The sequence below is a fragment of the Insulibacter thermoxylanivorax genome (genome assembly GCF_015472005.1).
In the GTDB taxonomy this organism is placed as follows: Bacteria; Bacillota; Bacilli; order Paenibacillales; family DA-C8; genus Insulibacter; species Insulibacter thermoxylanivorax.
Genome location: NZ_BMAQ01000052.1, coordinates 1 through 12,388 on the forward strand (window position 1 = coordinate 1; position 12,388 = coordinate 12,388).

Genomic DNA, 12,388 nt, shown 5'->3' on the forward strand with positions numbered 1-12,388 from the left:
GTTACTTTCGAAATTTAGGATCAATATGAGCTGGCGCGCTTCAAGGAACATATGCATTATTTGCACGAGCAGGGATACACGACGCTTACGATTGATCAATACTTTGCCTTGCTGGACGGCAAGGAGGAGGAAGTTCCGGAGAAGCCGATCCTGATCACCTTCGATGACAATACCGATGATTTTGTTGAATATGTGATGCCGATCTTGACATCCTATGGGATGACGGCCGTCCAGTTCACCGTATCCGGCTGGATCGACAGAGAGAATCATATGACCTCGGATCAGATAACCGCGATCATACAGCAAGGCATCGACGTAGAGAATCATACGGTGAACCATCTTTTCCTGTCGAAGTTAAGCAGGGATGAGCAATATACGGAGATCGCTGAGGCGACGAAGCAGCTCCGCGATCTGACCGGCAAGACCTCGGATGTGTTCGCTTATCCATACGGGGACTACAACGCAGATACCATGGCAGTTCTGGAGGAGCTTGGATTCCGCGGTGCATTTATCGTCGGCGGCGGGAAGAGCACGCCGAAGACGCCGCGGATGGAACTGCCGCGTTATGTGATCCTGCGGCATCATACGCTGGCGGATCTGATCGAGATGATTAGCTGAAGACGCCGATATTTCGAAGGGGTGCTTCTTCGGCCCCTATTCATCCCTTTTGACATACCATATAGGGGTATGGTATATTGTCGGTGAGAGGTGATAACCCCGCTATGGAACGTGAACACAGCCGGGTGCAGGAGCACACTGCATCGGAGCACTGCGCAGCGGAATACAGTGAATTGGAGTTGGAGCACAACACTGCAGAACACAGCGCTGCGGAGCACAGCACGGCACCGGTGCGCAAGAGCCATCATTCGGATAAGATGAAGCGCAATCTCATCACCCGTTTGAATCGGATCGAAGGTCAGATCCGCGGGGTGAAGGGCATGATCGAGAGGGATACGTACTGCGATGATGTCTTAAACCAGATCGCGGCGATCCAATCGGCGCTGAACAGCGTGGGCCGTCTGCTGCTCGAAGGGCATATGAAGAGCTGCATCGTGGAACGCATCCAGGCAGGCGAACATGAAGTGGTCGATGAGTTGTTGGTTACGATGAACAAATTGATGAGATAAATCAATCGGAGGGATGAAGATGGCACAAGTGACATTGCAAGTCAACGGCATGTCCTGCCAGCACTGCGTGAATGCTGTGGAGACGGCGCTGAAGGAGATCGGCGCCAGCGGCAAGGTGGATCTGGCGAACAATGCTGTAACCGTCGATTATGATGAGAGCAAGATCACCCTGGAACAAGTGAAGGAAGCGATCGAAGAGCAGGGTTATGATGTGGTTTAACACCGCATGTGACAAGTATGGTATATATGATGGGTTGGGAGAAGGGCCGGGGGCCCTTTTTTCCAGTCGTTCACATACCCCCGATGGGTATATCTTGCAGGAGTGAGGAGTGAAGCAGCATGACAACGGGCGAAACGACGGGTCACAAGCAGTCGACATTGAGAATCACCGGGATGACCTGCGCGGCCTGCGCCAATCGGATCGAAAGGAGTCTGAGCAAGCTGGAAGGCATCGCAGAGGCGAATGTGAATCTCGCCCTGGAGCAAGCGACGGTGAGCTATGATCCCGCGAAGATCAGCGTGGAGAGAATCGAGCAGACGATTGAGAAGCTGGGCTATGGTACGGTGAAGGCAACGGCGGAGCTGCTGCTAGAGGGGATGACCTGCGCAGCTTGTGCAAATCGCATCGAGAAAGGGCTGAACAAGCTGCCCGGCGTTCGCGAGGCGGCGGTGAACTTCGCCTTGGAGACGGCGCATGTCGTCTATTCCCCGGCAGAAGTATCGCTTGCTGATATTCAACAGAAAGTGGAGCAGCTGGGCTACCAAGCACGCCCTAAAGAAGATCTAGAGCAAGAGGATCATCGTCAGAAGGAGATTCGGAAACAGAAGCGAAGGTTCATCCTCTCGGCGCTTCTGTCCCTTCCCCTGCTGTGGAGCATGGTCGGGCATTTCTCCTTCACCTCTTGGATCTATATGCCGGAGCTGTTCATGAACCCCTGGTTCCAGCTGATCCTGGCGACACCAGTACAGTTCATCATCGGCCGGCATTTCTATATCGGCGCTTATAAGGCGCTGCGCAACGGCAGTGCGAACATGGATGTCCTGATCGCTTTGGGTACATCGGCGGCTTATTTCTACAGCCTCTATCTAACGCTCGATTGGTATATGACCGGTGCGGATCTTGCCCATGGTCCAGCGATGTACTATGAGACGAGCGCCGTCTTGATCACGCTGGTGCTGCTCGGCAAGCTCTTCGAAGCTCTGGCGAAGGGCAAGACGTCGCAGGCGATCAAGTCGCTGATGGGCCTGCAGGCGAAGACGGCTCTTGTGGTACGCGGCGGGCAGGAGATGACGATTCCCGTGGAAGAGGTCCTGGTTGGGGACATCGTGTTGGTCCGCCCCGGCGACAAGGTGCCTGTCGATGGGATCGTGCTCGAAGGCAGCTCCGCCGTTGATGAATCGATGCTGACCGGGGAGAGCATCCCAGTGGAGAAGCAGCCGGGGGACGCGGTGATCGGCGCGACGATCAACAAACACGGCATGCTGCGCATCCAAGCGACGAAAGTAGGCAAGGAGACAGCGCTGGCGCAGATCATCAAGGTTGTTGAGGAGGCGCAAGGATCGAAGGCGCCGATTCAGCGCATCGCAGATAAGATCTCCGGCATCTTCGTACCGATCGTCACGGCGATCGCGCTTGTCACCTTCTTGATCTGGTATTTCATCGCTGTTCCGGGGGATCTGGCTGGTGCGCTGGAGAAGGCCATCGCCGTGCTCGTCATCGCTTGTCCCTGCGCGCTTGGACTTGCGACGCCTACGTCGATCATGGCCGGCTCCGGACGCGCTGCTGAGTACGGCATCCTGTTCAAGGGCGGCGAGCATCTCGAGATGACGCATAAGGTTGATACCGTCATCCTTGACAAGACAGGTACGGTGACGAAGGGACGACCGGAGCTGACGGATGTGCTGCCGGTCGGCGATGAGCACCGATTCCTTCGCTTGATCGGAGCAGCGGAGAAAAGCTCCGAACATCCGCTGGCGGAAGCCATCGTTGAGGGCATCCGGAAGCGCGGCATCGAGATCCCGGATCCCGATTCGTTCACGGCGATCCCAGGCTATGGAGTGGTCGCTGAGGTTGAAGGTCATGAAGTTCTGATCGGTACACGCCGGCTGATGGAGCGGTATGGGGTGGATGCATCGGAGGCCTTCGAGGCGATGGCTGCGCTTGAGGAACAGGGCAAGACGGCGATGCTGGCAGCAGTGGACCGCAAGTATGCGGGGCTGATCGCGGCGGCGGATATGATCAAGGAGAGTTCCAAGGAGGCGGTCAGCCGCCTGAAGGCGATGGGCCTTGAGGTGATCATGATCACCGGGGATAACGAGCGCACCGCCCGGGCGATCGCAGCGCAGGCGGGCATCGAGCAGGTGCGCGCAGAAGTGCTTCCGGAGGGCAAGGCGGAGGAAGTGAAGAAGCTGCAAGCTGCAGGCAAGATCACAGCGATGGTCGGCGACGGCATCAACGATGCTCCTGCTCTGGCGACGGCGGATATCGGCATGGCGATCGGCACGGGGACGGATGTGGCGATGGAGGCCGCGGATGTCACGTTGATGCGCGGGGAACTGACGAGCATCGCCGACGCGATCTATATGAGCCGCAAGACGATGACCAACATCAAGCAGAATCTGTTCTGGGCGCTGGGCTACAACACCCTCGGCATCCCCATTGCGGCGCTGGGCTTCTTAGCACCTTGGGTAGCAGGAGCAGCGATGGCTCTCAGTTCCGTATCCGTTGTGCTGAATGCCCTTCGCTTGCAGCGCGTACGGATCAACCAATGACTCATGGTATTGGAATGCGGGTGAAGGCTCCTTATGGCTGCTTCAGGCTGTTGAAGTTCCGCATGCATACCCTCCTGCATAAAGGCAAACACTAGTAAGCAAGCACATCGTCTGCATCATGCAAGGGATTATGTAAGGGATCATACAAGGGAGCGGTATGAGAAGCGATGACCAGGGATAAGAATCTTCAGAATGTCGCCAAAGAACTGGAACAGGAAGGAGTTACGAGCCATGAAGCTCAGCAGATCAACCGAGCGCGCACCGATCGGCATAAGGAATCCACGCACGGCAAGGAAGGGTATCAAGAGAACGAACATTCCTATCAATGAAGTCCGGCCGGAATGATCCGCCTGATGAACAAGGACGCAGGGAGCAGAGCAGGCTCCCTGCGTCCCTGTGTTCGGACCGCAGATGGCATGGTCCGTATTCGAGCGCACATTCGGGCAGCGCTCTGCTGTATTACAATAGTATGTATACGATTACAAGAAAAATCATAAGGACCACACCTGGCTAAGGCCGAGGAATCGCTGGCGGAATAGGAAGGCGAGCTATAGAGGAAAGCTATATCCCGCCATAGCATGAATGTGTTTCCATATCTGGATCTCCCCGCCCTATAATGTTGCACAAGAAGAAATGAAGGGGTGAGGGAGATGCAAACATCCGTTATCGGTTATCCGCGGATCGGCGTGAACCGCGAACTCAAGTTTGCGTCGGAGAGATATTTCCGCGGGGAGGGAAGCAAGGAACAGCTGCTGCAGGAAGCGGCGCGGCTTCGGTTGACGCACTGGCAGGTACAGAAGCAGCACGGCATCACCTATATTCCGTCCAACGACTTCTCGCTGTACGACGGCGTGCTCGATACGGCCTGCCTCCTCAATATCATCCCGGCCAGATATCGGGATCTGGGCCTGGATTCATTGGAGACCTATTATGCGATGGCACGGGGGTATCAGGGGAAGCGGGGCGATGTCAAAGCCTTGGCGATGAAAAAATGGTACAACACCAACTACCACTACCTGGTGCCGGAACTGGAAGAAGGGGTGGAGATCCGCTTGGCTGGCACGAAACCCTTCGATGAATTCTTAGAAGCGAAGCAGCAGGGCATCCGCACCAAACCCGTGCTGCCAGGCGCCTTTACGATGCTTAAGCTCATTAAATATTCAGGCGGCAAACAAGCTGCAGACTATGCTGCTGACATGGCTGAGGTCTACAAGGAGATCTTAGCGCGTTTTGAAGCACTCGGTGCTGAATGGGTGCAATTCGATGAACCGGAACTGGTGAGGGATCTTACCGCAGAAGAGATCGAACTGCTGTGCGATCTGTATGGGAAGATTTTGTCGGCCAAGGGCAGGGTCAAGGTGTTGCTGCAGACGTATTTCGGCGATGTGCGTGATGTATACCAAGCGCTCCTCGGACTGCCTTGCGACGGCATCGGCTTGGACTTTGTGGAAGGCGCGGAAAACATCAACCTCATCCATCAGTATGGATGGGCGCAGGACAAGATCCTCTTCGCGGGGATCGTAAGCGGCAAGAATATCTGGCGGAACCGATATCGGGAGTCGCTGGATCTGATCGCAGAGCTGAACCGCTGGGTGCCCCATGAGCAGATGGTGCTCAGCACGTCCTGCTCCTTGCTTCACGTGCCTTACACGGTGAGACATGAGCAGCAATTGGGGGAAGAAGTGTGCAGGCATCTGGCCTTTGCGGAGGAGAAGTTGGCAGAACTCACGGAACTGGCTGGACTGGCTGCCGGGTTGAAAGAGATAGAAGATGCGGCGGAACTTCCGGAAGCTTATGTGCGTAACGAGGCTTTGTTCGCTGAGGGGAATCGGGCTGCGCCCAATCCCGCCGTGCGGGCGAAGACAGCGTCCCTGACCGCGGCCGACTTTGTGCGGCTCCCGGCGGCATCGGAACGAGCGGAGATCCAGCGAGCGCGATTCAAGCTGCCGCTGCTTCCGACGACGACGATCGGTTCCTTCCCGCAAACAGCAGAGGTGCGGAAGAACCGCACCGCGTACAGGAAGGGGAGAATCAGTGAGGAGCAGTATAGGCGATTCAATCAGGAGAAGATCGCCGCCTGTATCGCCCTGCAGGAGGAGCTTGGACTTGATGTGCTGGTTCACGGAGAATACGAGCGAAACGACATGGTGGAATACTTCGGGGAGTGCTTGGACGGCTTCCTGTTCACGGAGCAGGGCTGGGTCCAATCCTACGGCACGCGCTGCGTGAAGCCGCCGATCATCTGGGGGGATGTCTCCCGCGCACGGCCGATCACTGTGGAATATGCGGTGTATGCGAAGGGATTGACGAATAAACCGGTGAAGGGCATGCTGACCGGGCCGGTGACGATCCTGAACTGGTCCTTCCCGCGGGAGGATCTCCCTGCTTCGGAGATGGCTTATCAGATCGCTTTGGCGATTCGAGAAGAAGTGTTGGATCTCGAGGCGCACGGCATCGAGATCATCCAGATCGATGAGGCGGCACTGCGGGAGAAACTGCCCCTGCGAAGGTCCGATTGGCACTGCGAATACCTCGACTGGGCGATTCCGGCATTCCGCTTGGTGCACAGCGGCGTGAAGCCGGAGACGCAGATTCATACGCATATGTGCTACAGTGAATTCGCCGATATCCTGCAGGAGATCGAAGCGATGGATGCGGATGTGATCTCCTTCGAAGCCTCGCGGTCGGATCTGGCCCTGATCGATGTCCTGCAGGAGACGGGCTTCCAGACGGCTGTCGGCCCCGGTGTATATGATATCCATTCGCCGCGGATCCCCGGTGTCGATGAGTTGAAGGAAGCGATCCTGCGCATGGCGGAGAAGCTCCCTGCAGAGAAGCTGTGGGTGAATCCGGACTGCGGACTTAAGACGAGGAATGAAGCGGAGGTCCGCGGCAGCCTGCAGCATATGGTGCAAGCGGCGCGGGAAGTCAGGAAACTGTTGATCGCTGACGAGCACCGGCGGGATGCGTTGGTGTAACCATGTTAACGACAAAATGAAGAGGACGGCTTCTTAAACGAGGCCGTCCTCTTCGTCTTCGCCGATGATCGGATACCCGAAGGAGCGGATGATTTCTTTCAGCTTTACGATGTAGGTCTCTGCAAGCTTGCTTAACTGGACGCTCCCATTCGTGATATAGCCGATCGTCTTCCGCTCATCCGCATTCAGCCGCACCGCTGTGATCTGATCCCCGTTCAGGTCGCTGTTCAGGACGCCGGAGCTGATCGTGTAACCGTTCAGTCCGATGAGCAGATTGAACAGGGTGGCGCGGTCGCTGACGGAGATTTTTTTTCTTATAGGTTTCGGTGCTTAGAATCTCCTCGGAGAAGTAGAAGGAATTGTATTCCCCTTGTTCAAAGGCCAGGCAGGGATACTCCTCCAGCTGTTCGAGCTCGATCAGGCTCTCCTTCGCCAGGGGATGGGAGGTGCTGATGAACACATGGGGCTCGGCTTCGAACAAGGGATGGAAGCGGAGTCCGCGGTCCTTCAGCATCTTCTGCATGACCTGACGGTTGAAGCTGCTCAGATAGATGAGTCCCAGTTCGCTTCGCAGATTGCGGACATCTTCGAGGATGTCATAGGTTCTCGTCTCGCGCAGGGTGCATTCATACTCATCCGCATCGAGTTCCTGCAGCAAGTTGACGAAAGCTTGCACGGCAAAGGCATAGTGCTGGGTGGAGATGGCGAGCAGCTTCTTCGCAGGTTTCTTGTTCATGTACCGCTGTTCGAGGAGCTCCGCTTGTTCGACCACTTGCCGGGCATAGGACAGGAACTCGATGCCTTCGTTGGTTAAGGTGATGCCGCGGGCGGAGCGCACGAAGATCTCGATGCCGAGTTCCTGCTCCAGTTCCTTCACCGCATTGGACAGGCTCGGCTGGGAGATATACAGCTGTTTGGCGGCTTCGCTGATCGAACCGCAGGCGACGATGGCCAGGATATATTTGAGTTGTTGGAGTGTCATAGGCCGGCGTTCCTTTCATGCTAACTTTTGCAAACTTGTGCAGACTTCGAATCCCCGTAAGGGTCGTCAGATCAGAATCGGACGATCCATCTGCCCACATGCTGGCTGCTCAGGAAGGAGATGAGCCGCTCAGGCAGCTGATCCAGCGTGATCTCTGTGCAGAGGTCCTCTAATACGGCGGGCTTCCACTCCTCCGCCATCCGCTTCCATACTTTAAGCCGTTCGTCCATCGGGCAGTAAACGGAATCGATGCCGATGAGCTGAACGCCGCGCAGGATGAATGGATATACGGTGGCAGGCAGGTCGGCGCCGCCGGCAAGACCGCTGACGGCAACGGCTCCGCCGTACTTCGTGGTGCTCAGGATATAGGCCAGGCTGCGGCCGCCGACGGGATCCACTGCCCCCGCCCAGCGCTGGCTGTCCAGCGGGCGGATGCGCTCGGGTGTCAGCTCCTCCCGCGGGATGATCGAGCGGGCGCCCAGGCGCTCCAGGAAGGAACGCTGCTCGGCCTTGCCGGTGGAAGCGGTCACCTCATAGCCGCTGGCAGCGAGCATCGCTAAGGCTAAGCTGCCGACGCCGCCCGTCGCCCCGGTGACGAGGAGCGGCCCGCGCTCAGGCGAGATGCCGCATGCCTGCAAGCGGTGGATGGACAGGGCAGCCGTGAAGCCGGCGGTGCCGTAGATCATCGCCTCGCGCAGGGTCAGGCCGCTGGGGAGGGGAACGACCCAGTCCCCGGGCACACGGGCGTATTCGCTGTAGCCGCCGTTATGAGAGACGCCGAGTTCATATCCCGTGACAAGCACCGGATCCCCCTCCTTGAAGCGGGGATCGCGGGAAGCGGCAACGGTGCCCGCGAGATCGATGCCGGGGACGATCGGATAGGACTTAACGACCCGGCTTGCTGCGCGGACGGCGAGGGCATCTTTGTAGTTTACGCTTGAATAGGCGACCTGGATGAGGACATCTCCTTCGGGCAGATCATCTATGGTTTGTTCTTGAATCGCTAACTGTACTTCCTCGTTCATCAGGCTCGCGACCAGCGCGCGGTATGGCTGCATGATCATTCCTCCTATAGCTCTCTTCTGATTATATAATGCCATTATGAGCGGGAAGATCATAGGATGCCATAACATTCATCCGAGGATCTGCCGCTGGTCAAGCCGTATGCGCGGGAATAGTTCATGCCGCTGCCGAGCAGCCAGCCAATCTGTCAACCGCGGAGATGGCAGGCCGCAGCTGCAGCAGGTACCAGCATGATGGATCGCTGCGAGTTAGAGGGAGGCGATCCGCTTATGTCAGACGGTAGAAAACCGATGCATGCGGCCGAAGCTCGGCGGAGATCACGCGATCAGCGCTGCCGAGATCCGCTCGCTGCCAAAGATCGCGTATCTGGACCGGACCGCTTAAACCGAGCTGTTCCAGAGTCACGGAGACTTCGCTGGCTTCATCGCGCAGGTTGAACAAGGCGACATAGCGCTCGCCGTTAGGTCCGTCGGAAGTCCAGACGGTGCGATCGTCCTCACGGTAGACCATGCGCGGATGGCTGCCATGGCGGTGAGCGGCCAGCACTTCTTCGTTGGTCAGCAGGGACAAGGTCCATTCGTCGTTGTCTCGCAGCTCGCCGCCGAACATCAGCGGTGAGCGGAAGATCGACCATAGGGTCATCATCGTGACCTGCTCATCCTTCGTGAAACGAGTCCAGCGATCGGAGGCACCGCCGTCGACAGAGCGGATGCCGATGTGACCGAGGGGCAGCATATCGCAGTCGGGCCAGTGGCCGGGACCGACATAGGGCGCCCATCGCTCGGCACGTTCGAACATTTCGTATAAGAGCTGCCAGATGTCCCAGAAGTCATCGGTCATCCGCCACATGTTGGCGTTGCGGATGAGATGATCTGCGTACTCTAGAGGAGCGGGACCCGGCGACAAGCTGAGCACCATCGGCCGGCCGCAATGGTCGATGGCGCGGCGGATCATTGCGATCTCCTCGGCATGGATGCCGTACAAGCGGGAGGCGGCGATATCATCGACCTTGACATAGTCCACCCCCCACTCGGCGTAGAGTTCGAAGAGTGAATTGTAGTATTCCTGCGCCCCTTCCTTGTTCGGATCAACGCCGTACATATCGGTATTCCAAGGACAGATGGAATTCGTATGAGCGATATCCCGGGCTCTTGCGTTCGTTCCTTTGATCTTCGTATTCGCATGCACGGCCTGACGAGGAATCCCCCGCATGATATGGATGCCGAACTTTAGACCGAGGCTGTGTACATAATCCGCAAGCGGCTTGAATCCCTTCCCTCCAGCGGCGGAAGGGAAGCGGTTTGCGGCGGGGATAAGCCGCGAGTACTCGTCCATCTCCAGCGGCACGAAAGGACGGTACCGGGAAGACACAGCCCCCGGCTCATACCACTGGATGTCTACGACCACGTATTCCCACCCATAAGGCTTCAAATGTTTCGCCATATATTCGGCATTGCCCCGGACTTCATCCTCACGTACGGATGCTCCGTAGCAATCCCAGCTGTTCCATCCCATGGGAGGTGTAAGCGCATACTTGTGATGCTGCAGCTGCATAAGAATCATCCTTTCGTTAAGAGAGATTCTATGAGATTCGTTCAAGCGTTGGGCATTGGGAGATCTGATTGTCCAATTATGATGTTTCGGTTAAGGAATCAACTTTTTGGTTAAGGTGGTTTATGTCATCTATCATAGTCGATATTGGGCTGGCCGTCTATCCGTTGATCGCAGGTTTCTGCTTGCTGCTGAGAGGCAAGATGGGGTTCAGCTGAGCATAATCAAGGCATATTAAACATTTTCTATGGCAGATTAAATTTTGTTCGCAATATGGCTAAAATTAGGTCAATTTCTTTCATATTAAAGTAGTTGTAATAAAACGGAAATTCATATACGATAGTACATGTTAAGCGTACGATGTTTCCAGCCGCAGGGAATTCCCTGTTGGCTGTAAGTTAGGATGTGTCAGGGGTGTGTCTGTTGCAAATCAGAGGTGTGCTAACACGAATTGCCTTATGGATCATCATAGGAATGTCCGCGTGCTGGCCTTACATATCGGTCCAAGCCGCCGAGGAATCACCGATCACCGAAGAAGTACTGAACCGTGCTGCGGATTATGTCCGGGAACAGCTGCAGAAGAGCGATGTCGTAGGCGGCGCGATGGGGATCGTATATCGGGATCAGCTGATCTTCTCAGAGGGATTCGGCACAGCGGATCGAGGCTTGAGGAACACACCGGCAGCAGATACGCTGTATTACACGGCTTCGATTACGAAGACGCTGACGGCGACGGCCATCTATCAGCTTCATGCAGCGGGGAAATTGGATATCGATCAACCGGTACATACCTATCTTCCATGGTTTCAATTCCAAGATCGCGAAGCTTCTGAGCAGATCACCCTGCGGCACCTGCTCACCCATTCAGCCGGCGGCGTCGGTTCCTTCGATACTGATGGACTTCTCTTTCAGGATGAAGCGGCAAGGAGCTCACTGGAGAAGTATGTTCGGCTGTTCCAGAGCATCGCCATACGCGAGCAGCCGGGAACCTCGGGGGCTTACTGCAATGGTTGTTATGATGTGCTAGGATTGGTGATCGAGTATGTGACGGGGGTGTCCTATTACGACTATGTAAGGGAGAACATCTTCGAACCGCTGGGGATGGAGGATACCGTATTCGGTCATGAGCTGGAACGTTACCCGGAGTCCCGCTTAGCGAAGGAATACGGCTGGTTCTTCACGCGCAAGATGCATATCAGGCGTTCCTATGAGGAGTTCGGACAAGCTCAGGACCCCGACGGCGGTGCTTACAGCACGGTCGAGGATCTGGGCAAGTACTTAGCCTATCAGCTGGGGTATCTAGGATCTGATTGGCTCCCTGCTGAATTGATCAAGGATTCGAGAACGGCTTATGTCGCGACGGAGAGCGGGGATGCGGCTTACACGGCGAGCGGATTTGAGACGAAGCTCCTGCACGGTACGCAGATTTTCTATAAGACGGGGGACGGCGTCGGTTCCTCGTCGATCATTCTGTTCATGCCCGCCCATGAGCTGGGCATCATCCTCTTCATCGGCGAGATGCATCCCGAGATCACGCTGCCGATCGCCGAAGGCATCGCTTCGATCCTCTTGGGACATGTACCTGCGGAAGTCGGGATGCATGTCACCTTCGGGATGGTAATCGGCATCATCTCGTTGGTGCTCGTTTCGGCAAGCACCTTCCTGATCGCGATGCTGCTGATCCGCCTCGTCTATCGGCTGCTGTACGCGAAGAATCTGCTGAGCACGATCTGCGGTCTGGTGTCCAGCGCGATCGCCAGCGGACTATTCTGGTATCTGGCGCTGCTGGTCAGGCCAAGTGCGGCGGGGAGCTATGGCTATCCCTACGATGCGGCGATCGGTCTCGGCATGGTGAGTGTAAAATGTTTGTGGGCAGTAAAAAGGAATAATTGGTGAAACAATGCTTGAAAGCATGGAAAAAGGCTTCCCTTCTTGGTAGAGTGAAATGCGGCAAA

9 protein-coding genes and 1 pseudogene are annotated in these 12,388 nt (G+C 56.3%); 7 read left to right on the top strand and 3 right to left on the bottom strand.

All coding sequences use genetic code 11. The features are described 5' to 3' along the window. Positions 1–51: 51 nt before the first annotated feature. The 6 genes from PRECH8_RS14030 to metE all read left to right on the top strand — a co-directional run bounded on the left by PRECH8_RS14030 (position 52) and on the right by metE (position 6,877). The gene (locus PRECH8_RS14030; RefSeq protein WP_200967722.1) at positions 52–618 is read left to right on the top strand and encodes a polysaccharide deacetylase family protein; all 567 of its coding nucleotides are present in this window, start codon (positions 52–54) and stop codon (positions 616–618) included. Between the two features lie 104 nt (positions 619–722). Further along, positions 723–1,127: a metal-sensitive transcriptional regulator gene (locus tag PRECH8_RS14035; protein ID WP_200967723.1), complete on the top strand. Its 405-nt coding sequence runs from the start codon at positions 723–725 to the stop codon at positions 1,125–1,127. A 19-nt stretch (positions 1,128–1,146) separates the two neighbouring features. Then, positions 1,147–1,347: a copper ion binding protein gene (locus PRECH8_RS14040; protein WP_200967724.1), complete on the top strand. Its 201-nt coding sequence runs from the start codon at positions 1,147–1,149 to the stop codon at positions 1,345–1,347. Positions 1,348–1,466: 119 nt separating this feature from the next. Beyond that, positions 1,467–3,899, top strand: coding sequence for a heavy metal translocating P-type ATPase (locus PRECH8_RS14045; RefSeq protein ID WP_200967725.1), 2,433 nt, complete (start codon positions 1,467–1,469; stop codon positions 3,897–3,899). Positions 3,900–4,066: 167 nt separating this feature from the next. Continuing rightward, positions 4,067–4,228, top strand: a complete 162-nt coding sequence (locus PRECH8_RS14050) for a hypothetical protein (protein ID WP_200967726.1) — start codon at positions 4,067–4,069, stop codon at positions 4,226–4,228. Positions 4,229–4,549: 321 nt separating this feature from the next. Beyond that, on the top strand, positions 4,550–6,877 hold the full coding sequence (gene metE / locus PRECH8_RS14055; RefSeq protein WP_200967727.1) for a 5-methyltetrahydropteroyltriglutamate--homocysteine S-methyltransferase: 2,328 nt from the start codon (positions 4,550–4,552) through the stop codon (positions 6,875–6,877). Positions 6,878–6,910: 33 nt separating this feature from the next. Here metE and PRECH8_RS14060 read toward each other — a convergent pair. The 3 genes and pseudogenes from PRECH8_RS14060 to PRECH8_RS14070 all read right to left on the bottom strand — a co-directional run bounded on the left by PRECH8_RS14060 (position 6,911) and on the right by PRECH8_RS14070 (position 10,430). Then, positions 6,911–7,859: pseudogene (locus PRECH8_RS14060) on the bottom strand (LysR family transcriptional regulator). Between the two features lie 71 nt (positions 7,860–7,930). Then, complete coding sequence (locus PRECH8_RS14065; RefSeq protein ID WP_200967728.1) at positions 7,931–8,917, bottom strand: acrylyl-CoA reductase family protein; 987 nt, start codon at positions 8,915–8,917, stop codon at positions 7,931–7,933. A gap of 232 nt (positions 8,918–9,149) precedes the next feature. Further along, positions 9,150–10,430: a glycoside hydrolase family 27 protein gene (locus tag PRECH8_RS14070; RefSeq protein ID WP_200967730.1), complete on the bottom strand. Its 1,281-nt coding sequence runs from the start codon at positions 10,428–10,430 to the stop codon at positions 9,150–9,152. Positions 10,431–10,907: 477 nt separating this feature from the next. Here PRECH8_RS14070 and PRECH8_RS14075 point away from each other — a divergent pair, with 477 nt between their 5' ends. Beyond that, positions 10,908–12,329 (top strand): serine hydrolase domain-containing protein, encoded by a 1,422-nt coding sequence (locus tag PRECH8_RS14075; protein WP_200967729.1) that lies wholly within the window; start codon positions 10,908–10,910, stop codon positions 12,327–12,329. Positions 12,330–12,388: the final 59 nt, after the last annotated feature.

Bases quoted from the DNA above. Each gene is read 5' to 3' on its own strand.
- PRECH8_RS14030 (WP_200967722.1), top strand. From the start codon at position 52: ATGCATTATTTGCACGAGCAGGGATACACGACGCTTACGATTGATCAA.
- PRECH8_RS14035 (WP_200967723.1), top strand. From the start codon at position 723: ATGGAACGTGAACACAGCCGGGTGCAGGAGCACACTGCATCGGAGCAC.
- PRECH8_RS14040 (WP_200967724.1), top strand. From the start codon at position 1,147: ATGGCACAAGTGACATTGCAAGTCAACGGCATGTCCTGCCAGCACTGC.
- PRECH8_RS14045 (WP_200967725.1), top strand. From the start codon at position 1,467: ATGACAACGGGCGAAACGACGGGTCACAAGCAGTCGACATTGAGAATC.
- PRECH8_RS14050 (WP_200967726.1), top strand. From the start codon at position 4,067: ATGACCAGGGATAAGAATCTTCAGAATGTCGCCAAAGAACTGGAACAG.
- metE (WP_200967727.1), top strand. From the start codon at position 4,550: ATGCAAACATCCGTTATCGGTTATCCGCGGATCGGCGTGAACCGCGAA.
- PRECH8_RS14065 (WP_200967728.1), bottom strand. From the start codon at position 8,917: ATGCAGCCATACCGCGCGCTGGTCGCGAGCCTGATGAACGAGGAAGTA.
- PRECH8_RS14075 (WP_200967729.1), top strand. From the start codon at position 10,908: ATGTCCGCGTGCTGGCCTTACATATCGGTCCAAGCCGCCGAGGAATCA.